23 protein-coding genes are annotated in these 21,251 nt (G+C 61.0%); 14 read left to right on the top strand and 9 right to left on the bottom strand.

Annotated features, from left to right (window positions below; translation table 11 throughout):
* The first annotated feature begins 17 nt into the window (after positions 1–17).
* On the top strand, positions 18–587 hold the full coding sequence (locus ACFSQT_RS34420; protein ID WP_379026435.1) for a DUF3299 domain-containing protein: 570 nt from the start codon (positions 18–20) through the stop codon (positions 585–587).
* Between the two features lie 14 nt (positions 588–601).
* Here ACFSQT_RS34420 and ACFSQT_RS34415 read toward each other — a convergent pair whose 3' ends face one another.
* The 4 genes from ACFSQT_RS34415 to ACFSQT_RS34400 form a co-directional block, all read right to left on the bottom strand.
* Entirely contained in the window at positions 602–1,093 is a 492-nt protein-coding gene (locus tag ACFSQT_RS34415) for an Lrp/AsnC family transcriptional regulator (protein ID WP_006205209.1), read from the bottom strand.
* 110 nt (positions 1,094–1,203) lie between these two features.
* Positions 1,204–1,929, bottom strand: coding sequence for a uracil-DNA glycosylase family protein (locus tag ACFSQT_RS34410; protein WP_379026433.1), 726 nt, complete (start codon positions 1,927–1,929; stop codon positions 1,204–1,206).
* The gene (locus ACFSQT_RS34405; RefSeq protein WP_379026431.1) at positions 1,869–2,480 is read right to left on the bottom strand and encodes a glutathione S-transferase; all 612 of its coding nucleotides are present in this window, start codon (positions 2,478–2,480) and stop codon (positions 1,869–1,871) included. The genes ACFSQT_RS34410 and ACFSQT_RS34405 overlap by 61 nt, the downstream gene beginning before the upstream one ends.
* Positions 2,481–2,531: 51 nt before the next feature.
* Entirely contained in the window at positions 2,532–3,152 is a 621-nt protein-coding gene (locus ACFSQT_RS34400) for a thermonuclease family protein (protein WP_379026429.1), read from the bottom strand.
* A 74-nt stretch (positions 3,153–3,226) separates the two neighbouring features.
* Here ACFSQT_RS34400 and ACFSQT_RS34395 point away from each other — a divergent pair, with 74 nt between their 5' ends.
* Complete coding sequence (locus ACFSQT_RS34395) at positions 3,227–4,747, top strand: sensor histidine kinase (RefSeq protein ID WP_379026427.1); 1,521 nt, start codon at positions 3,227–3,229, stop codon at positions 4,745–4,747.
* Between the two features lie 29 nt (positions 4,748–4,776).
* Here the strand turns inward: ACFSQT_RS34395 and ACFSQT_RS34390 are convergent, their stop codons facing one another.
* Positions 4,777–5,775 carry a nicotinate-nucleotide--dimethylbenzimidazole phosphoribosyltransferase gene (locus ACFSQT_RS34390; protein ID WP_379026511.1) on the bottom strand — a complete coding sequence of 333 codons (999 nt, stop codon included), beginning with the start codon at positions 5,773–5,775 and terminating at the stop codon, positions 4,777–4,779.
* Between the two features lie 198 nt (positions 5,776–5,973).
* Between ACFSQT_RS34390 and ACFSQT_RS34385 the strand changes: the two genes are divergently transcribed.
* Both ACFSQT_RS34385 and ACFSQT_RS34380 read left to right on the top strand, forming a co-directional pair.
* Positions 5,974–6,207, top strand: a complete 234-nt coding sequence (locus tag ACFSQT_RS34385) for a DUF1289 domain-containing protein (RefSeq protein WP_379026425.1) — start codon at positions 5,974–5,976, stop codon at positions 6,205–6,207.
* A 13-nt stretch (positions 6,208–6,220) separates the two neighbouring features.
* Positions 6,221–6,925, top strand: coding sequence for a TIGR02281 family clan AA aspartic protease (locus tag ACFSQT_RS34380; RefSeq protein ID WP_379026423.1), 705 nt, complete (start codon positions 6,221–6,223; stop codon positions 6,923–6,925).
* A gap of 16 nt (positions 6,926–6,941) precedes the next feature.
* Here ACFSQT_RS34380 and dusA read toward each other — a convergent pair whose 3' ends face one another.
* Both dusA and ACFSQT_RS34370 read right to left on the bottom strand, forming a co-directional pair.
* Positions 6,942–7,940, bottom strand: coding sequence for a tRNA dihydrouridine(20/20a) synthase DusA (dusA, locus tag ACFSQT_RS34375; protein ID WP_379026421.1), 999 nt, complete (start codon positions 7,938–7,940; stop codon positions 6,942–6,944).
* A 287-nt stretch (positions 7,941–8,227) separates the two neighbouring features.
* Complete coding sequence (locus tag ACFSQT_RS34370) at positions 8,228–8,482, bottom strand: hypothetical protein (RefSeq protein WP_379026419.1); 255 nt, start codon at positions 8,480–8,482, stop codon at positions 8,228–8,230.
* A gap of 287 nt (positions 8,483–8,769) precedes the next feature.
* On the opposite strand from ACFSQT_RS34370, the gene ACFSQT_RS34365 reads away from it, so the two are divergent.
* The 7 genes from ACFSQT_RS34365 to ACFSQT_RS34335 all read left to right on the top strand — a co-directional run bounded on the left by ACFSQT_RS34365 (position 8,770) and on the right by ACFSQT_RS34335 (position 16,099).
* Positions 8,770–9,807 carry an ABC transporter substrate-binding protein gene (locus ACFSQT_RS34365; RefSeq protein ID WP_379026417.1) on the top strand — a complete coding sequence of 346 codons (1,038 nt, stop codon included), beginning with the start codon at positions 8,770–8,772 and terminating at the stop codon, positions 9,805–9,807.
* Positions 9,808–9,917: 110 nt separating this feature from the next.
* Positions 9,918–10,859: an ABC transporter substrate-binding protein gene (locus ACFSQT_RS34360; RefSeq protein ID WP_379026415.1), complete on the top strand. Its 942-nt coding sequence runs from the start codon at positions 9,918–9,920 to the stop codon at positions 10,857–10,859.
* A gap of 38 nt (positions 10,860–10,897) precedes the next feature.
* Complete coding sequence (locus ACFSQT_RS34355; protein WP_379026413.1) at positions 10,898–11,896, top strand: ABC transporter substrate-binding protein; 999 nt, start codon at positions 10,898–10,900, stop codon at positions 11,894–11,896.
* Entirely contained in the window at positions 11,893–12,498 is a 606-nt protein-coding gene (locus ACFSQT_RS34350) for an SCO family protein (RefSeq protein WP_379026411.1), read from the top strand. Before ACFSQT_RS34355 ends, ACFSQT_RS34350 begins: the two co-directional genes overlap by 4 nt.
* A 61-nt stretch (positions 12,499–12,559) precedes the next feature.
* Positions 12,560–14,575 (top strand): ATP-binding protein, encoded by a 2,016-nt coding sequence (locus ACFSQT_RS34345; RefSeq protein WP_379026409.1) that lies wholly within the window; start codon positions 12,560–12,562, stop codon positions 14,573–14,575.
* Positions 14,572–14,937 (top strand): response regulator, encoded by a 366-nt coding sequence (locus ACFSQT_RS34340; RefSeq protein ID WP_379026407.1) that lies wholly within the window; start codon positions 14,572–14,574, stop codon positions 14,935–14,937. The genes ACFSQT_RS34345 and ACFSQT_RS34340 overlap by 4 nt, the downstream gene beginning before the upstream one ends.
* 13 nt (positions 14,938–14,950) lie before the next feature.
* Positions 14,951–16,099 (top strand): response regulator, encoded by a 1,149-nt coding sequence (locus ACFSQT_RS34335; protein WP_379026405.1) that lies wholly within the window; start codon positions 14,951–14,953, stop codon positions 16,097–16,099.
* A gap of 246 nt (positions 16,100–16,345) precedes the next feature.
* Here ACFSQT_RS34335 and ACFSQT_RS34330 read toward each other — a convergent pair whose 3' ends face one another.
* Entirely contained in the window at positions 16,346–17,146 is an 801-nt protein-coding gene (locus tag ACFSQT_RS34330; RefSeq protein WP_379026403.1) for a DUF1501 domain-containing protein, read from the bottom strand.
* Positions 17,147–17,368: 222 nt separating this feature from the next.
* On the opposite strand from ACFSQT_RS34330, the gene ACFSQT_RS34325 reads away from it, so the two are divergent.
* Positions 17,369–18,031: a YcaO-like family protein gene (locus ACFSQT_RS34325; protein WP_379026401.1), complete on the top strand. Its 663-nt coding sequence runs from the start codon at positions 17,369–17,371 to the stop codon at positions 18,029–18,031.
* 823 nt (positions 18,032–18,854) lie between these two features.
* On the opposite strand, the gene ACFSQT_RS34320 is transcribed toward ACFSQT_RS34325, so the two are convergent.
* Complete coding sequence (locus ACFSQT_RS34320) at positions 18,855–19,739, bottom strand: LysR family transcriptional regulator (protein ID WP_379026399.1); 885 nt, start codon at positions 19,737–19,739, stop codon at positions 18,855–18,857.
* Between the two features lie 148 nt (positions 19,740–19,887).
* On the opposite strand from ACFSQT_RS34320, the gene ACFSQT_RS34315 reads away from it, so the two are divergent.
* Entirely contained in the window at positions 19,888–20,256 is a 369-nt protein-coding gene (locus tag ACFSQT_RS34315) for a nuclear transport factor 2 family protein (protein ID WP_379026397.1), read from the top strand.
* 52 nt (positions 20,257–20,308) lie between these two features.
* Positions 20,309–21,118, top strand: a complete 810-nt coding sequence (locus ACFSQT_RS34310; protein WP_379026395.1) for an MBL fold metallo-hydrolase — start codon at positions 20,309–20,311, stop codon at positions 21,116–21,118.
* Positions 21,119–21,251 lie beyond the last annotated feature (133 nt).

Below are 21,251 nucleotides of genomic sequence, written 5' to 3'. Positions count from 1 at the left end.
TCCAAAGGAAGCGGCCAATGAGCAACCATATCAGATCAACCATAGCGCTCGCAGCTGCGCTATGTGTGTTCATTGCCACGGATGCCTCGGCCGAAACCGCGCACATATTCTGGAAGGATCTGCGCCCGGCGACGCAGGTCGCAGCCGAAAACGTCGGACTGCCGATGATCGCGGCAAAAATGCCCGACCATGGCGAGACATTGTCCTTGAATCTGCAGGACAAGACCGTTCAGTTAGCCGGCTATGCATTGCCGGTCGACCGCGACGGCGACCTGGTCTATCAGTTCCTGCTGGTGCCGTGGACGGGCGCATGCAGCCACATGCCGACGCCGCCGCCCAACCAGATCGTTCTGGTCACGCCGGCTCGGCCCTACAAGATGTCGGAAGCCTACCAGCCGGTCTCGGTTACCGGCACACTGAAGCCGGATATGGAGAAAAGCCAGCTGTTTATCCTCGATGGCGTCAGCGTCATCCAGTCCGGCTACACCGTGCGCAAGGCCGATGTGGTGGCGGCCGACAGCGTGCCGGACACGATCACGCTGCCGGTGAACTCACCCTGGAGTTTCCTCAACAAGAAAAAGAACTGAGCGGTTCCTTCAGCTCAAGCGGCGTTGGCGCCCGATTCCTTGTCCAGCACCATGTAGTCGAGCGGAATTTCGGTCGTGTACTTGATTTGCTCCATGGCGAAGGACGACGACACGTCGCGGATCTCGATCTTGGCGATCAGCCGCTTGTAGAAGGCGTCGTAAGCGGCAATGTCGGGCACCACGACGCGCAGGAGATAGTCGACATCGCCACTCATGCGATAGAACTCGACCACTTCGGGAAACTCCTGGATGACCTCGGAAAACCGCCGCAGCCATTCATGGCTGTGCGAATTGGTGCGGATCGACACGAAGACGGTGACGCGCACATTGACCTTTTCATGGTCGAGGATGGCGACGCGCCGCTTGATGACGCCCTCTTCCTCGAGCTTCTGGATGCGCCGCCAGCAAGGTGTCGTCGACAGCCCGACTTTCTTGGCGACATCGGCGACCGCGAGTGTCGCGTCCTCCTGCAAAAGGCGGAGAATTTTTCTATCGAGGCGGTCCATCTTTTTCTCTCCGGGGGGAATAGATTGGCTATATTCGGCCTTATAGGAACCTTTCACAAGAAAGAAATTCTGCCGATCGGGCAAAAAGCGAGTGATTTCTTGCTGAAAGATCAATCGAGGCGATAGCGGATTTCCGATCTCAGGAATGGCAGCAAATCCATTTCAAACCATGGATTCTTCTTCAACCAGCCGGTGTTGCGCCACGACGGATGCGGAAGCGGCAGCACTTTCCGGCTGCCGGACGCGTCCCATATGGCACGCCAGTCCATCACCGTTTCCGTCAGCGAGGGCCGGCGCGCGGCACCCATGTGCCAGGACTGCGCGTAGATGCCGATCGTCAGCACCAGATCGATTCGTGGCATCAAGGCCATCAAAGGCGCACGCCAGGCTGGCGCACATTCGCGCCTTGGCGGCAAGTCGCCACCCTTGGCATCCTGGCCGGGAAAGCAAAAGCCCATCGGTACGATGGCGAATTTTTCGATGTCGTAGAATTCTTCGCTTGTCACCCCGAGCCAGCTGCGCAAGCGGTCGCCGGAGGCGTCGGTGAACGGCATGCCCGTGATATGCACCTTGGTTCCCGGCGCCTGGCTGGCGATCAGGATGCGGGCGCTGGACGATGGCCGCAGCACCGGGCGTGGTTCGTGCGGCAGCGGCTTGCCGACAGGGTTTTCGACGCAGATGCGGCAGGCCCGAACCGTCGCGGCGAAGCTCTCGAGCGCATACTCGTCGACCATGATCGCGTCCGAAAACCGGCTTCCACTTTTCGGGATCATGGTCAGGCGGCGGCGCTCGGTCGGCTGGAAACAGCCTGATGCCAGCGCAACACATTGGCGCATTCGTCCGGCACCTTGATGCGTGCCGGCTTCATGAAGTCGACGGCGATCAGGCCAGTGATGTCGGCAATCGAATAGCTGTCGCCGGCGATGAACTCCCGGCTGCCCAGCTCATCGTCCAGCAGCCTGAGGAACTCCACGGCCTTCGGCTTGTTGGCCTCGCCCCATTCGGGAATCTGCGGAATTTCCCATTCCTTCATCGCCGGATGGATGTGACGGAAGGCCTGCGCGACGCAACTGAGCAGGTTGAACTCCATCCGTCTTTGCCACATCTCGACACGCGCCTTGCCGAGCGCGCCACGCCCGAACAATGCCGGCTCGGGATGCAACTCCTCGAAATAGCGGCAGATGGCGACGGATTCGGTGAGGACGGTGCCGTCGTCGAGTTCCAGCACCGGCAGGCGTTGCAAAGGGTTGCGCGAACTGACCGCTTGCTGCTTGTGCTCCAACGCGCCCATGTCGACGGACACCAGAGGAACCGCGATCCCCTTCTCGGCCAGGAAAACGCGAACCCGCCTCGGATTGGGTGCGCGGCCGCCATCGAACAACTTCATTCCATCCTCCCGGTTTCCCAACAACCATTAGGGTTCAGCCCCTTACGGGCTTCACCAGAACCGAAAAATCTCGCGCATGGCATCGCCGATCGACGCCAGCGTACCGTGTTTTCGCTCGACGACTTCGCCGTGATGGCTGTCGCGCCAGTCCCGCGGCTGGTCGAATGTGCCAGCCCAGATACCGGCCTTTTCTGCGCGGGCGATAGCTTCCTCGCTCTCGAAGTCGCCAAAGGCAACCGCCCAGCCCGCCTCCACCTGCGCACGGTTGAGGTCCTTGCCGCCGGCGGTGCAGTCGCCAAGCAGCCGGCCGTAGCGATCACGCTGCCAGCCGGTACAGGAGACGGGTCTGCCGGCGATCAGGCGCACCAGCGACTGGCGCGCCAATGCGCCGCAGGCATAGTCGGCGCCATTCCTGCGGCAGGTCTGCGTATACTCTGGGGCATCGATGCCGCGCATGCGGATGCGCTCGGCGCCAAGCGTGATCGAATCGCCATCGTTGACGATTGCCGCACCTACCGCCTTGCGCGTCTCCACCCGGTCGAGGCGGGCGGCCAGCAGGATCAGCAGCCCGAGAATGATGACGGTGAGCCCGCAATCCATCAGCTGGCGCCATGGGCTTCGGGGTGGTGCAACGTATCGCCGGCGCGGCCTCGGGCCCCATGAACGGCTCATATGGCAAACGGTTGGTTAATCATTCGAACGTAGCTTAACACATTGAAACCGCTGCTCGCATAAATTGAAGTTTCATGCCCTTGCAACGCTCGAACACAGCGGACAAGTTCATTGTGGACCGCAGGAAACCTCATCGCAACAGCGATGTCGCGCGCGCGGTGCGCAAGACGCGTGACCGTCTCTCGCAGCAGGCCGGCAATCCCGATTTCGATCGCGAACTGCTGAAGCTCCATGCCCGCGCGATGACCAGCGGCGCCATCGCCATCCCGCTGCTCGTCCTGACGATCGCGGCAGCCGGCCGGCTTGCCGGCGTCGGCAACGAGATCGGTCTCTGGGCGCTGTTCACACTGACCTGCTACACCGTCGTCACCTTGATGGCGCGGCGCATAGAGCGCACTGAAGCTTCCGAGCTCAACCCACTGCAAACGCAAAGAGAATTCCTGATCGGCCATTTCCTTTGCGGTCTCGGCTGGGGGGGGTTCGTCTGGCTCGGCTGCGGCGCTTGCCAGGTCGACCAGTTCCATGTCGTCAAGGCGGTGGTGCTGCTCGTCGCCATGGCGGCGACCGCTGTCATGACCTCCTCTCTGGGTGGCGCCCTCTTGGCGACCTTTGCCGTTCCAGTGGCGCTCTACGCCTATGCCGGCGTCAAGCTGTGGATGCCGGTCGGGGCGATCATGGCGGGGCTGCTGGTCGTGTCGCTGCCCTTCTTCGCCTATGTGGCCCGCCACCTCAACCGCGCGTCCCTGATGCTGTTGTCGTTCCGCTCCGAAAAGGATGCGCTGGTCGCCGAACTGGAGACGGCGAAATCGATGTCCGACGAAGCGCGGCGGCGGGCGGAAGACGCCAATCTGGCGAAATCGCGGTTCCTCGCTTCGATGAGCCACGAGTTGCGCACGCCGCTGAATGCCATCCTCGGCTTCTCCGAGGTGATGTCGAACGAAGTGCTCGGACCGATGAGCAATCCCACCTATCGCGACTACGCCCATGACGTGCACGAATCCGGCCAGCATCTGCTCGACCTCATCAACGAGATCCTCGACCTGTCGCGCATCGAGGCCGGCCGCTACCAGCTCAACGAGGAGCCGGTGATGCTGCTCAACATCGTCGAGGATTGCTGTCACATGATGGAATTGAGGGCGCGCAACAAGGATATCCGCGTCGTCCAGGATTTCGAGCACGAGTTGCTGCGCCTGTTCGCCGACGAACGGGCGGTGCGGCAGATCACGCTCAACCTTTTGTCGAATGCCATCAAGTTCACCGCCACCGGCGGCGAAATTCGCGTTCGCGTCGGCTGGACGGCAGGTGGCGGACAGTACATTTCGGTCAAGGACAATGGTCCGGGCATCCCCGAAGAGGAAATCCCGGTGGTGCTCTCGGCCTTCGGCCAGGGTTCGATTGCCATCAAGAGCGCCGAGCAAGGCACCGGGCTTGGCCTGCCGATCGTGCAAGGCCTGCTTGCCATGCATGGCGGCGAGTTCGAACTTCATTCCAAGCTGCGCGAAGGCACCGAGGCGATCGCCATCTTCCCGCTGAGCCGGGTGATGGAGGAACTCCCCGCGCTGCCGACCGCGGCGGTCGCCGCGCGGCGGCGGTAGATGTCGCCCGGATGCGGCGTGCCTGGCGCCTAACCCCGAACGGCCGCCGCCATGCCTGAACTGGTCAGCGCCGCCGCCTTGACGAGAGCTGCGGCAAGAGCGGCCCCTGCCCCTTCGCCATGGCTGATGCCCAAATCAAGCAACGGGCGAAGACCGAGGCGCTCAGTGGCCCGGACATGGGCGGGCTCTGGCGACAGGCTGGCAAGAAGACAATGGTCGAGCGCGGCGGGGTTGGCGGCATGCAGTACCGCCGCGGCGGCCGTTGCCGCAAGTCCGTCCAGCAGCACCGGAATCTTCTGCATCCGTGCGGCGAGGATGGCGCCGGCAATCGCCGCGAACTCACGGCCGCCGACCCGGCGCAACGCCTCCAACGGGTCGCCGAGATGGCCGCCGTGAAAGGCCAGCGCCGCATCGACCACTTCAGCCTTGCGAGCCTGCATCGCCGCATCGGCGCCGGATCCGGGGCCGACCCAGTCGGCGCCCCTGCCCCCGAACGATGCTGCAAACAGGGCAGCAGCAACGGTGGAATTGCCGACGCCGAGATCGCCGAGGCAAAGCAGGTCGGTGCCGCCCGCGATCGCTTCCATGCCGAAGGCCATGGTGGCGGCGCAGCCGCGCTCGTCCAATGCGGCATCCCCGGTGATGTCGGCGGTCGGGATGTGCAGGGCAAGATCGAAAACCTTCAGCCCGAGATCGTTGGCAATGCAGATCTGGTTGATCGCGGCGCCGCCGGCGGCGCAAAGCTCGACCGCGTTGGCGGTCGCCGCCACCGGCCGCGGCGAAATGCCGTGCCGGATAACGCCGTGATTGCCGGCAAAGACCGCCATCAACGGTCTTGTCACCGCGGGTGGAGCCCGCCCGCTCCATGCGGCGAGCCAGGCGGCGATGTCCTCGACACGGCCAAGTGAATTGCTGGGTTTGTCGGCCTTGGCAAACAGCGTGCGCACACGGGCCTGCGCCGTCGTGTCGGCCGCCGGCAGGTTGGCCAGCAGGTTGCGAAAATCGTCGAAAGGCAGCGCACTGGTCATATCGTTGGCGGTCATTCCCTGGAGTTGGTGAGCGGCATAGCCGCCTTGCGCGGTTGGCACAACCTCCTGGATCATGCCGTTGCATTTGCCGCAAAGATGGCCGCGAAGGGCGCAATCGCGAGGGCTTGCATTGGCTTTGCGGTTGCACCATGTGGAGAGGGAACAAGGGATTCCGCATGGAACCCTTTAGAGAAAGTCATGACGGCCATCGAATCCCCGTGCATCCTGGTCTGTTCGATCGACATGAAAACCGGCTTCTGCTTCGGGTGCGGCCGCACGCGCGAGGAAATCGGCGCCTGGATCGGAATGACGCCGGAGACGCGCCGCGGCGTCATGGCTGAATTGCCTGCCCGGCTGGAAACGGTCGAACGCCGGCCGCGCCGGGAAACGCGCCGTGCCCGCATGACGCGCGAACGCGACGCGCTTTCGTGAGGCGACTACACAGATGAACCGCCTGTTCTGGATACTGATTGCCGCGATCGGGGTGGGAGCAATCCTGCTCATGCTCAACGATTCCGCCGGCAGCACGCTCGGCGTCGAGAATTACGATTTCGGCCGGCTGATCTGGCTTGGCGCCTTCGGCGCTCTGGTCGGCGCCGGCCTGCTTCGCTCGGGCAGGCCGTTGAGCGCCATGGCCCGCAACCTCGGTGCCTGGGCGGCAATCGCGCTCGCGCTGATCGCCGGCTACCAGTATCGTTACGAACTGCAGGATGTCGCCAGCCGGGTGACGGCAGGCCTCGTTCCCGGCAGCCCGCTGGCGCTCGGCGTCGAAGACGGCCACGCCACGGTGACGCTCGACAAGGCGGACAATGGCCATTTCGAAGCGCGCATCCTGGTCAACGGCAACCCGGTCCGGGCCGTGGTCGATACCGGCGCGACCAGCACCGTGCTGACGTCCGAGGACGCCCAGGCGGCCGGATTCAATCCAGCGGCGCTCAACTACACCATACCGGTTTCGACCGCCAACGGCATGGCGCGCGCCGCGGCCGTGAAGACCGATCAGCTGGCGATCGGCGGCATCGTGCGCAAGGACATGCCGGTGATGGTCGCGGCACCCGGCATGCTCAGCCAGAGCCTGCTTGGCATGAACTTCATCGGCTCCTTGTCGGGCTTCGACGTGCGCGGCGACCGCATGATCCTCCGGGATTGACCCCGACCCGAACGCGTCAGGCCGCTTCGGCCGCCGCTGCGCCGAACTCGACGGCTGCGAAGGCCGTCTTCAGCACGTCCGGTCCGGCACCCGGCCGGGTCGCGTCGGTGGACAGGATCTGGCGATAACGGCGCGCGCCGGGCAAGCCATGGAACAGGCCGACCATATGGCGGGTGACATGGCCAAGCCGCCCGCCCTGCTCGATATGGCGGGCCGCGTACTCCGCCATCGCATCGATCAGCGCGGCGTAATCGAACGGGTCGGACTTGACGCCGTAGAAGGTGGCATCGACGCCGGCCAGAATGCCGGGCGTGTGGTAGGCGGCGCGGCCAAGCATGGCGCCGTCGATATGGTCGAGATGCGCCCGCGCCTCTTCGATCGACTGAATGCCGCCGTTGATGCCAATGAATTCGTTTTGTTTTCTGGCCTTCAGTCGATAGACGCGGCCATAGTCGAGCGGCGGGATGTCGCGGTTCTCCTTGGGACTCAGCCCTTCCAGCCACGCCTTGCGCGCATGCACCCACAGCGCGTCGGCGCCAGCGTCGAAAACACCTTCCGCCAGCGCATCGAGCGCCGGCTCGGGGTCCTGCTCGTCGACGCCGATGCGGCATTTGACGGTGACGGGAATTCTTACCGCCGCCTTCATCGCCGCGACGCAGCCGGCGACAAGGTCGGGCACCTTCATCAGGCAGGCGCCGAACGTGCCCGACTGGACGCGGTCGGACGGGCAACCGACATTGAGGTTGATCTCGTCATAGCCGAATGCTTCGCCAATGCGCGCCGCCTCGGCAAGTTTTCCGGGATCGGAGCCGCCGAGCTGCAGGGCGACCGGATGTTCCGCCGCATCGAAGCCGAGCAGCCGCTCGCGGGCGCCCTGGATAACCGCGTCGGCCACCACCATTTCGGTATACAGCAGCGCACGGGTCGTCAGCTGGCGATGGAAGAACCGGCAATGCCGGTCCGTCCAATCCATCATAGGTGCAATAGTCAGTCTATGATCTTGATTTTTCAGCATTTTTTCTTTAACATCAAATCGTTAGACGATGCCGAGTGCACACGAATTTACGACAGAATACGACCTTTTTCGCCACCTTTCGATCCCTCAGTGCACACCGTGCCCACACGAAAAAATGGCCACCTATACAAAACTCTCGTCCGGCTCCTGGCGTCCTCCAAGTCCGTCGCAGGGGTCGATACGTCAGCGAGACCTTCTTGCGTCGGGACGATGCACGGCGCTGGGCAACCGATGCCGAGCGCCAAATCGATCGTGGTGAGGCGCCGAGCAAGTCCCGTATAGCGCGACTAAAAACTTTCGGCCAACTCATCGACCTTCATATCGACGACATGTGCGATGTAGGCAAGTCCCCTCTCCGCTCCAAGGCTGCAGCCCTCGATATGCTGCAGAGGCATCTTGGGAAGTGCAGCATCGCGGCGCTTGATCGCGAACGGCTCATTCGCGTTGGTCGTGATCGAGCCGCCCAAGGTGCCGGACCGATGACCCTCGGTATCGACATCGGCTTTGTAAAACTCATTCTGGCTCATACCGCTGCGGTTCATGGCCTGCCCGTCAAGGTCGAACCTGTTGATCTCGCGCGTCTGGCGAGACGTTTGGCGTAGTAAGTTTTGCGCTCGCAACCTACGCAAATTGGGCGTATCGTTGCCATATCGTCGGTTGCTAATACGTGAGCCGGCGACTGAGAGCGCAAGACTCCCGCAGCGGACTGGGCGCGCTAGAATCCACAACTACTCGTCGCGCCCACCAGACCATCTGCCTCTGCCGAAACCTCTTTTCCTCGGTTCCGGCCAGAATTGCCGTTTGCGATTTTCGGAAGAGGAGCGTTCGGATGCAGATCATGCAAACCCGCCGCCGATTCCTGGCCGGCGCTGCAATGGCAGGCGCTGCCGGTATCGTAGGTCTTCCGGAGTCACTCCACGCGGAACCGCCGCTGGAAACGACCACGGTTCGTCTGCCGCGTTGGGTTGGTGGTTCCTACTGCTGGGCAGGCGCTTACATCGCCGCGGAACTGATGCGTGCAGATGGCCTCACAGACGTTCGCTATGTAGAAAGCGATAGGAGCGTCGACCAATCGGAGTGGATCGCACGCGGTGAATCGGAGTGGATCGCACGCGGTGAGACGGATTTCTCTGTGAACTTTCCGCCGAACCATATCGCGTCGATCGATGCCGGGGTGCCGATCAAGGTGCTAACCGGGCTGCACTCGGGATGCCTCGAACTGATCGCCAAGGAGAGCATCCGCAGTGTCACGGATCTGCGGGGCAAGAGGGTGGGCGTGGACGGTTTCAACAACTCGCGACACGTGTGGCTGACCCTCATGTCCGCCTATGTCGGGCTCGATCCCGTCAACGATATCCAGTGGGTCTTGACTGAGAACGTCAAGCCCACGGAACTCTTCGTCCAAGGGAAGATCGACGCATTCCTCGGGACGCCGCCCCAGCCGCAGGAGTTGCGCGCCAAGAAGATCGGCCACACGATCCTCAGCAATGCCGTCGACCGCCCCTGGTCACAGTATTTCTGCTGCATGATCTCCGCGACGACGGACTACGTGAACAGGTATCCGGTGGCGACCAAGCGGGTCTTGCGATCCATCCTCAAGGCGGCCGACCTCTGCGTGTCGGATCCGGAAAGGGTGGCGCAGCAGATGGTCGATCGCGATTTCGTCCCGTCGTATGATTACGCGCTCCAAACGCTGAAGGATATCCGGTACGACCGCTGGCGGGACTTCGATCCTGAAGACTCCCTGCGGTTCTACACACTCCGCATGCAGGAGACGGGCATGATCAAATCGAGCCCGCAACAGATTATCGCAGACGGAACGGACTGGCGCTTCCTCGACGAGTTGAAGCGTGAGCTGAAAACCTGATCCCACCTGTCTCAAGGGGAGATATGGATATGCAAATCATCCAGAGCCGCAGGCGCTTCCTGGCCGGTCTTTCGGCAGCCGGCACCGTGGGAATTGTCGCAACCCCGAGATTGGCGTTTGCCGAGCCGGAGCCCGAGACGACCAGTGTCCGGCTGGGGCGGTGGGTCGGAGGCGCCTACTGTTGGGAGTCGCTCTACCTCGCTGGCGAACTGCTCCGCGCCGGCGGCATGACCGACGTCCAGTACGTGCAAGGTGATCAGAAGTACTTCGACAACAGCGAATGGATTGCAGCGGGTGAGACGGACTTCGACTTCAACATGCCGACGATGCACATACGCAGCGTCGAGGCCGGGGTGCCCGTCAAGATCCTGGCCGGCGTGCATTCCGGCTGCTGGGAGTTGCGGGCGAACGATCGCGTCAACAGCATTGCCGATCTAAAGGGCAAGCGGGTGGGGGTCTGGGCGATGAACGACCACCCGCTGGTGTTTCTCCAACTGCTAATCAACTATGTCGGGCTCGATCCCAACCACGATGTTGAGTGGGTCGTAGGCGTCCAGGAGAACGGCTCGCTCATGCAGAACTTCATCGACGGCAAGGTCGATGCCTTCCTGGTAGACACCAGCCAATACTCAGAGGTTCGGAACAAGAAGGTAGGCCACACGGTCTTCAGCAATCTTATCGACCGGCCTTGGTCGCAGTATTTCTGTTGCATGCTCGCCGGCCGGACCGACTATGTCGACAAGTATCCGGTCGCCACCAAGCGCGTGCTGCGGGCCATCCTCCAGGCTGTCGAATTCTGTGTGTCGAACCCGAAATCGGCCGCCCGCGCGGTGGTCGATCGAGGGTTTCTGCCGAGCTACGACGTTGCGCTGACCACTTTGCAGAACACCGGGCACGACAGGTGGCGGGAATACGACGCTGAAGACTCGGTGCGCTTCTACGCGCTGCGCCTCCTGGAGACAGGCATGATCAAGTCGAGCCCGCAGGAGATCATCGCCAAAGGGACGGATTTCCACTTCTTCGAAGAGATCAAGCGCGAACTGAAGACGTGAGAGGCGCAGCGCGAAGGACCGCTGAAGAGGAGGACGTCATGCACATCATCCAGAATCGCCGCCGCTTCATGGTCGGCCTCGCGGCGGGTGCCGCGGGATTAGTCGCAGCCCCGAGGCTGGCGCTCGCCGAGCCGGCGCCAGAGATAACGAAAGTCCGGTTGCCGGTGTTCGCCAAGGTCTCGGACTGCCAATCGCCGATGTATGCGGCCACCGAGCTTCTGCATGCCGAAGGCTTGATCGACGTTGAGTTCGTGTCTTCGGGCACCGGCCCGGATTCGTCGGACTGGATCGGCCACGGCGAGATCGACTTCGACTGGAACTACCCGCTCGCGCATGTGCTTAACATCGCAAAAGGCGCGCCGATAAAAGTCTTGACCGGCTTGCATGTCGGCTGTCTTGAGCTGATCGCAAACGATCGGGTCGTTGGCATCCCTGATCTGAAGGGTAAGACGGTCGGAGTGGATGGCACCACCATCCAGTATCTGTTGCTGAATGTGATGTCTTCCTATGTCGGCCTTGATCCGGCAAAGGATTTCGAAACTCTCGTAACCCCCGATGCGGTTCAAAGCCTCGCGGAGGGTAAGATCGATGCGTTCCTCGGCGGACCGCCCACGCCCCAGCAGGCGCGCGAGCGAAAGCTCGGCCATGTACTTGTCAGCACGGCGATCGACAAACCATGGTCGCAGTATTTTTGTTGCATGCTCGCGAGCACCGCAGATTACGCAGGACGTTACCCTGTGGCGACTAAACGAGTCATGCGCGCCCTACTCAAGGCCGTGGACCTCTGCATAACCAATCCGGAAGCGGTTGCGAAAAGTGCGGTCGATATAGGCTACGCCAGCGACTACACGCTTCAGGCTATCCGTTCCGACATACACTACGACAAATGGCGCGAATATGACCCCGAGGACTCCCTGCGTTTCTACGCGCTGCGTATGCAGGAGACAAATGCTGTCACGATGAGGCCGCAGGAGGTCCTGGACCGCGGCACCGACTGGCGTTTCCTTAAAGAGCTCAAGCGCGAGATGAAGACGTGAGCCGCTGGCCGACGCGCGCGTTGCTGCTCCTCGCCCTCGTCGCTGCGCCTGCGCACACCTCTGCGCACGAAGCGTCAGCGCATGCCGGGGACAATGAGCGCCTGCCGATGATGGGCGCTGCACCGGATTTCACGCTGATATCGCAGGACCACAAGCCGGTGTCGCTGCGCGACTTCCGCGGCAAGGTGGTCGCCATTGCATTCATCTATACGTACTGTACCGACGTCTGCCCGATGCTGACCGCCCATATGGCCAGCGTGCGGGAGAAGCTGGGTTCTGCGTTCGGGTCGAAGATCGACTTCGTTTCGATCACCGTCGACCCGGAGCGCGATACGCCCGATGTCTTGAAGGAATATGCGCAGAATTTTGGCGCCGACCTGAAGGGCTGGTCGTTTCTTACCGGTGATCCGGCGGTCGTCCATGAGGTGGGACGGAAATACGGGGTCATCGCGAATAGGGCGGCGAACGGAGATGTCGACCATACCTTGTTGACATCGCTCATAGACCCCAAGGGCATGTTGCGCGTACAGTATCTTGGCGTCCGGTTCGATCTGGAGGAGTTCCGGGGTGACCTTCTCAGCCTCTTGGACGAATCCAAATAGCGTAACGACCCGGCTCGTTGGCTGGGTTGCCCGGCTGCCGGCTCGCGTCCAGACCAAGCTCTTGATCGCGTTCCTGTCGATTGTCGGCCTGTTGATCGTGCTCGGGGGCGTCGGGTTGCAGGTGCTGAGTGGGGTCAATGATCAAACAAACGAGCTGATCAAGCTGCAGCGCCGGATCGCAGCCTATCGCCAGGTCCAGCACGACACCACGAACCAGCTCTACAGCATCTCGACCGCCCTTCTGCTTCAGGACGAGCGGATGCTGGATGCAGCGCTGCGCCAGCTCAACCAGTTTGGCTACGACCTCGATCGCATGGAGTTCGTCGCCGAAACCGAAGCGGAGGTGCTGGGCCAGGTCCGGCAGGAGTACGGACGGCTCGCGGCCGGCGTGACGCACGTTGTGGAGCTTTTCCGCGCCGGTCGCACGGAAGAGGCGCGCAAGATCCAGCTGGATGAGATCATTCCGTCGGCCGACCGCCTTGAGCGGCTGACGAACCAGCTGGTCAACATATCCGAAGCCGACATGGTGGCGGCGATCGAAACGACCGAGGGGGCATACGGCACCTCTCGACTGATTGTGGTCTCCTTTGCAGTGGGCAGCATCCTGCTGGCGCTGGGGCTTGGCTACATCATCTCCTGGTCGTTGATCGAACCGGTGAAGAAGATCGAGACGCGTCTCAGCCAGATAGCGGCCGGCGACTTCGCCCAACAGGTTGTCGTCGCCAACCGCGACGAACTGGGAGCGCTTGCGGACAACGTCAACCAGACATCCGTGCGGCTGGGGCGACTGTATCAAGAGGTGCAGGCGCGCACGGCCGAGCTTGCACGCTCGGTCGGCGAACTGGAGGCGCTCGGGGAAGTCAGCAAGGCGGTCAATTCGACGCTCGATCTCGACACTGTGCTGAAAACGATCGTCGCCAAAGCGGTCCAGTTGTCGGAGACGGATGCTGGCACCATCTACGTGTTCAGCAGCACGCGGCAGCAATTCCGTCCACGCGCAAACTTCGGTATGAGCGATGAGCTTATGGCCGCAGTCTCACACCAGACGATCGGGCTGGCCGATATGGGGATCGGCGACGCACCCGGGCGCTGCATGCCGGTGCAGTTTCCCGACCTCAGCGAGGAGACCTCATCCTTCCTTGTAAGAAAGACGATCGTCGAAGCCGGATATCGCGGTATCCTGATCGTTCCGCTGCTGAGGCCCAACAAGATCGTCGGTGCACTGGTCGTCAGGCGCCACAAGCCAGGTGCCTTCCATGAGCAAGTTGTTCACCTGCTGGAGACCTTCGCAGCCCAATCGGTGCTCGCGATCCAGAATGCCAAGCTGTTCCGCGAGATCGAGGAGAAAGGCCAGGAGCTGGAGGCAGCTAGCCGCCACAAGTCCCAGTTCCTCGCGAATATGAGCCACGAGCTCAGGACACCGCTCAATTCGGTCTTGGGCTTCACAGAACTGCTGGTCGACGGCATCTACGGGGAACTCCCGGACAAGGCAAAGACGACCGTCGCGCGCGTGCAGGCAAACGGCCGTCACCTCCTCGGGCTCATCAACGACGTACTCGACCTTTCCAAGATCGAAGCCGGCCAGCTCACGCTGGCGATCGAGGACTACTCCGTCGCGCAGATTGTTCGGTCGACCGTTACCGCCGTCGAGCCGCTGGCACGAGCGAAGGGCCTTGAGCTTTCAACGACTGTTGCCGAGAACCTTCCAATCGGCCACGGGGACGAACGCCGTTTGACGCAGGTCCTCCTCAATCTTGCAGGCAATGCCGTCAAGTTCACCGAAACGGGTGCGGTCGACATTCTTGCCGATGCGGTCGACGGGCACTTCGAGATCACCGTCCGAGACACCGGTCCCGGCATCGCGTCCAAGGACCAGGCTCTCATCTTCGAAGAATTCCAGCAGGTCGACAACAGCAGCACCAGGCAGAAGGGTGGCACGGGTCTTGGCCTGGCGATCTCGAAGCGCATCGTCGAAATGCATGGCGGAACCATAGATGTCGAGTCTGTGATCGGGTCAGGCTCGACATTCCGTCTGAAGGTACCAATCCGGGTGAATGAGGACGTGAGGGCCGCATGAGCAAACGAATCCTGATGGTGGAAGACACCGAGGACAACCGCCAGATCATCCGCGATCTCATTGCTACCACCGAATACGAACTGATCGAGGCGGCGGACGGCGCCGCCGGCATCGCTGCAGCCCTAGCGCACAGGCCAGACCTGATCCTTATGGACATTCAGCTCCCGGTGATCGACGGGTATGAAGCGGCACGCCGCATCAAGGCCGACCCGGCGCTCCGGCACATTCCGATTATCGCCGTCACCTCCTACGCGTTGTCGGGCGACGAGGCGAAAGCCCTTGCTGCTGGGTGCGATGGTTACATTGCCAAGCCATTCAGTCCGCGCCAGCTGCTTTCCGAGATTCGCGGGTTCCTTTCTTGAGGGAGGCAGCACCTTGCACGATCCGCCTCGCATTCTCGCGGTCGACGATACTCCGGAAAACCTCGAGATCCTGCGCATGCGCCTCGAGGCGAATGGCTACGAAGTTGCAACCGCCGCCGATGGTGAAGAGGGGCTTGCGAAAGCCCGCGAACTCACGCCGGATCTGATCCTGCTCGACATCATGATGCCGAAGCTCGACGGCATCAGTGTGGTACGCATGCTCAAGCACGATCAATCGCTCCGATCGATCCCCGTTATTCTGGTCACCGCGAAAGCCGACACGCGCGACGTGGTCGAGGGACTGGACGCCGGTGGCGACGATTATCTGACAAAGCCCTTCGAGCACAGGGCGCTGTTAGCGCGGGTGCGCTCGATGCTGCGCCAGAAGGCGCTTCACGACACTGTCGCGAGCCAAGCCAAGCGCCTTGAGGACCAAGCCGCGAGACTTTCCGACTGGAATCGCTCGCTCGAGCAAACCGTGGCTGAGCAGGTGACGGAGCTCGATCGAATGGCGCGACTTAGGCGGTTCCTGCCCGAACAGGTCGCCGACCTCATCGTTGCGGCGGGCAATGGAGATGCGCTCTTGCAGAGCCATCGTCGCGAGGTGACCGTTGTCTTTTGCGATTTGCGCGGCTTTACGGCCTTCGCGGAGACGGCCGAACCCGAAGCAGTCATGACCGTTCTTGCCGAGTATCATTCCTGTCTTGGTGAACAAATTGTCCGGCACGAGGGGACTCTCGAGCGGTTCGTGGGCGACGGGATGGTCGTGGTTTTCAACGATCCACTGCCATGCGCCGACCACAGCGAGAGAGCTGTCTCAATGGCTGCTGCGATGCGCGACGCGATTGACGAGCATTCAGAGCGATGGCGCAAGCGGGACTATTTGCTTGGCTTTGGGATCGGCATTGCCAGGGGCCACGCAACCATCGGGCGCATCGGTTTTGATCAGCGTTCGGACTATGCCGTCATCGGCACTGTGTCGAACCATGCCGCCCGATTGTGCGAGGAGGCCAAATCGCGCCAGATTCTTGTTAGCCAACGGGTCCTCGGAGCTGTCGAGTCGCTGGTCGAATCCGTTCTTGTTGGCGAACTGACGCTGAAGGGTTTTCGCCGCCCGATGCCAGCCTATGAAATCGTGCGGTGGATCGGTCGGCCGAGCTAGCTAAAAGATACCGGGCCTTGGCCAGGCGATCCCCTTCCCCAAACGCGGCATAGCCGCAGATGGCGAGCTGCGCCGTCTCCTCCTGAAATCTTGGGTTTTGTGGCAGACTCGTAGCGCAAGGGGCGCTTCCGTGCACGTTTAACGGCAATCAAACTGAATCCCGAAACAGCCCACTCACCGCTGGCAATCCTGCGGCGCTCGGAAAAACCGTAGCAAGGGTTCGGCCGGGAAGGCGAAGATGCTCGCTCAACACGGCCTTGTTGATCGCAGATCGGTCACCACGGCCAGATCGGTTCCCCCGCGAAGTTGGCTGGGTGCAAGTCCAGGCCACTGATTGCCGACACGGCCGCCGGCTACACGACCGCCCATCAGGAATGTGACGCTGGCCACCCCATGATCGGTTCCGCCGTCTGTGTTGAGCGGTACCGAACGGCCGAACTCGGTCACGACCATGACAACTGTTCTGTTCCAGGCCGCCCCACACGCTTCTGCAAACGAAACAAGCCCATCGGCAAGTGCCTTCAATGCTCGCGCCAGACGCGCGCCCTGGCTGATGTGCGTATCGAACCCAGGTAATTCGAGCATCGCGATCCGAGGACCGCCCTCCGTTGCAAGTGCCTGGGCCGCACGGGTTGCTGCGCAAGTGAACCTGGCCGCTTGGCCTAAGCTCCGCTGCTCGACCGGATCTTCCAAACATCTCGGACTGCGCATTTGAGCTTGCTCAGGAGAAAGCAGGGCTAAGTCCAGCAGCGGATTGCCCCGGGCCAAATCGCAAATCAGGTCGATGGAGCGGTCGGCCGGTCCGGTCCGCCATGGTTCACTTTTTAAGGCTAGCGCGGCAAGTCCAGGCCACCCCGTGGGGTCGTCAAAGTCGCTACCGAACAAGGCAAATTCCGAGGCAGCGTGAGATCTTTCCACTCCTGCAATGGCTGTCCCAGGTACGATCAGCAACTCACCCGCATCAAAGAAGGGCAGAAGCGGCGCCAGCACTGGATGAAGCGCAAAAAGCCCATCCAGCTTGAGTGTCCGGATACCCCCCCTCTTCATTCATAAGCTCCGGAGCTTCGCGCACGGTTGCCAACTTGGGATCCCCGAACGGAGGGATCGCGGCAACACAATCGAGTCCACCGCGGAGGAGTACCAGTAGGAGTTTCGTCTCACCGGCCGACGGCTTAGCCCTTGCCGCAATTGGGCAAAGCATCGAGGAGAGTAGAAGCCCTTGCAGGGCTGTCCTCGGGTCAGTTGCATTTTGGGTGCTTGGGTGTGGTAGTGTCCGACTTACCCGCCATCGAGGCTTGGCTGCCGGCTGGACTGTGCCTACTCGGATACCCAGAAGCTGATAAATCGGGCATCGCCCCGGCAGATTCGAATGGCCTTGCGACAGGGCCGACACTGCAGGATGCGCTCTTTCGGGGTTTTTGCGAAGTCGTGGAGCGCGATGCTACTGCGATCTGGTGGTACAATAGGTTGGTGCTGCCGCGGATCGAGCCGGCGTCACTCGAAAATGAACTGGTTCTGCTGTATGCGACGTGGCTGCGGTCGCAGTTCCGCGAACTGCGCCTCCTTCGCTTGACGCTCGACCTGCCTATCCCAGTTGTTGCAGCGATATCCCATCACGTGAGCGGTCGCGACGCGGCTTTTGGCTTCGGAGCGGGACCGTCCATGGCAGCTGCCACGGTGAGTGCAGTCGGTGAACTTGCGCAATGTGAGCGAACCTTAGGCTACTTAAAAGGCGGGTCAGTCTGTCAGGTACGCATGGCTTTACGCCTGGAGCTTTACAGCTATATCGATGGCACGAAAAAACCGACGTTTTTCGACACCCTCACTTGGTCGGTGGCAAAGCCGTTCCGCCATCTTATGGTGAGCTCGATGTTGATTGGAGTTTTGCCTCGACGTCTGCCGCAAACACGGCCTAGGCATTTTCTCGATTGACCTAACGCAACAAAATGGCAGGTCACTTGCTCGAGTCTTTATACCTGGACTTCGCTCAACTAAGCCACGATTCGACGGCGGCAGGCTCTTTGACGTTCCAATTCAACTGGATTTGAAGTCGCCAAGGACTGGATCAATTCACGAGGCGCCGTTTCCAATCTGAAGCCTACTCGCGAAATTGGCTGCTTGCCACCACACGGCTCGCGCGGTCCGCGTGGGACACTGAGCGGCATTCTTGCCCTTGCTCTAGCGAGCGCGAGGCGACGACCGATGGAACCTCGTTCGGCATCTCTTCAAGGATTTTTGCGACCTGCCAAATCGAGGCCGCACCGGTGGCCAATCGGTTCAGCGAGAAAAAAAAAGCCAATTTTTCTGCACCAATTTGTGACGTTGGGCGGCTTGGCTCGCCTCGGGGTACCAAGCGCCCCAGGCAAACTGGACGCCAAGGCGGACAATGAGGTTTACGGATACCCCGGCGAACATCCGCATTAGAGCGGCCAATATCGTCGGCAGAAGAGCGTCCGAAAAGGGCTGTCGGCGGCTCCTTCGTGGGAACGAAGAAAGAAGAGAAGCAGAACTTTCGTGTGCTCTTTTTGCACACAACAGCCCGTAACTAGCTGATTATGTTTATGTATCTGCCCCATCCATCATAGGGGCGACCGAAAGGCGGACGCTCTTATAGTTGTTTTCCAGCATTCCTTGTGACTTTGGCGCTGCTAAAGGTTCGAATTGCCGCTCACATAAGCGATTTGGCGGCATTTTCCTACCCGCAACGTCACCTCTGCCCAGGCCGCGCCTCCAGATACCGGTCGGCGCGCGACGACTATTTAGAGTATCGCAGCGCGTTTACCAGCGCAGTCAGTGCGGCAGGCTGATGCTGGCGACTGGGGTAATACATGAAGAAGCCGGGAATGGGGGGCGTCCAGTTCTCCAGCACTCGAATGAGGCGGTGCTCAGCAACATGCTCCGCAACCTGCTCTTCATATGCGAGCCCGAGGCCGGCTCCGGTGAGCGCCGCCTGAATCACCATGTTGGTATCGTCGATTATGAGCGGGCCGTTCACACCGATTGTGATCGCCTTGCGTCCCTGCTCGAACTGCCAGCGATACGGACCGCTCGGAAGACGCAGGTTTAGACATCGGTGATCATTTAGATCCTTGGGCTTCCGAGGAATGCTCCGTGACGCAAAATAGCCGGGCGATCCCACCACCGCCAAACGCAACTCCTGCGAGACGCGCACCGCGATCATATCCTTTTGAACATACTCGCCGAGTTGAATACCCCCGTCGAACTCGCCCGCGACGATGTCTACGGGACCAGTGACGGTGACAACGTCAAGAACGACGTCAGGGTAAGCCTCGGCGAATGCTGAGAGCCTCGGCAACAATACCATCACCGCAGCCGACCGTGACATTACGATTCTAAGGCGTCCCGCAGGTCGGTGGCGAACGCTTCGGGCTTTGTCCAGCGCACGAGTAATTTGCTCAAGCGCCGGAGACAAGTCCTTCAAAAGCGCTGCGCCCGCAGCGGTTGGCGCTACACTCTTGGTAGTCCGAGCAAGAAGCTGGAACTCGAGTCGCTGCTCAAGTCTGCGGATTGTGTGGCTCAGGGCGGACTGGGAGACGCCCAGCTTCGCTGCCGCACGTGTAAAGCTCCGCTCATTGGCGACGATCGCAAACGTGGCGAGTTCATTCAGCTCATTTCCCATGATTTATGAATCCCACTCATGACTCTATCCTGTAAAACATACCTAGTCTCATAAGCGCCCTTGTCCTAGGTTTTGACCGACAGAAAGTCTGACCCGTCACGCGATTGCCGCGTGTATGGAATGGTCAGACGTAACAACGAGGTGACCCATGGATACCGATGTTCGCGCCCTGCGCACCCTGGCGCAGACCTATTTTGACGCCGCCTATGAAATGGATGCTGAGAAATTTGCCTCCCTATTTCATCCCTCGAGCTCCGTTACGAAGATCGCCGACGACGGCGACGTGGGCGTGACGCCGGTTGCGATGTGGCTAGCAGCCGTCCGCGACACGAAAGCTCCAAAACAACAAGGCGTGGAGCGTGACGACAAGATCCTGTCAATTGACGTCGAAAGAGACCTCGCGCTTCTGAAGGTGAAATTGCGGGTACCGCCACGCCACTTCACGGACCTGTTGTCATGCTTGAAGGTCAACGGAACCTGGAAGATCGTTCAGAAGGTGATGACTTCGAAAACGTAATGGCTTCAGTGCCGCAATAGAAAATTGAATCACCCGGCCTGGCAGGTTACCCGTGAAATTTCTGTCTCAAAGCGCCAACACCATGGCCTGTGCTTCGGGATCATCGACGGTTTGGTCGCTCTCCGACGGATATGTCGACCTGCCGGCCCAATTGCTCAGATGTCCGAACGACAAAATATGTACGCAGAAAGTATCGCCTCAGCGGGAAGAGTCGCTCGTTCGACTTTCGGTCAACTGTTTGTTACTCGATCGCTCCGGCAGCGACCGCGTTTTGATAGATTGTGGAGCGGGGGGAAGCTGGGACCCGTCTATGGGCCACCTCGAGGAGGCCATGTGCGAGGCAGGCATCGACACGTCATCCATCACGATGGTCGCTCTCACCCATGCCCATGGCGACCACATCAACGGTCTTCTTACGCCTGACGGGCGGCGGACATTTAGAAACTTGAGCAAGATCGTGATTGGGGAGGACGCCGTTGAGGATTTCCTCGCCGAGCCACGACTAAAGGATTTTCGGCCACTCCTGGCCCCAATTCGCGGAGGCGACCGGCCGGACGACCATTTGCTGGCTGTTGCGATACCTGGGCATGCTCCGGGCCATATGGGTTATCTCCGCAGCACTGGCGAGGACGATATCTTGTTCTGCGGCGACCTGATCCACGTTCCTGGTGCACAGTTTGCCCGTCCCGAGCTTACTTGGGCCTATGACGCTGACGAGTCCATGGCGAGGGCTAGCCGGATCAAGCTGCTTCAAGACGCGGCGGGTGCACATACTTGGCTAGCCGGCGCTCACCTAGGGCGACCAGGCATCGGCAGAATAATCAAGGAGGGGCATGGATATGCATTTATTTCGGCCGTGTAGCCGCCAGTTGCTGAACGAAGATGGAACGTACTGGCGAGACCATTTGCATGCGACCCCAACCTTATTACTTGACGGTGGGCGGCTTGTTAGGGTGTTGCAGTCAGGCTGTGACGGGACCGGTTTTTGGTTAGGT

Origin of the sequence: Mesorhizobium calcicola (assembly GCF_042682105.1) — a bacterium.
Classification (GTDB): domain Bacteria; phylum Pseudomonadota; class Alphaproteobacteria; order Rhizobiales; family Rhizobiaceae; genus Mesorhizobium; species Mesorhizobium calcicola.
This window is presented reverse-complemented; position numbering and strand designations above follow the sequence as displayed.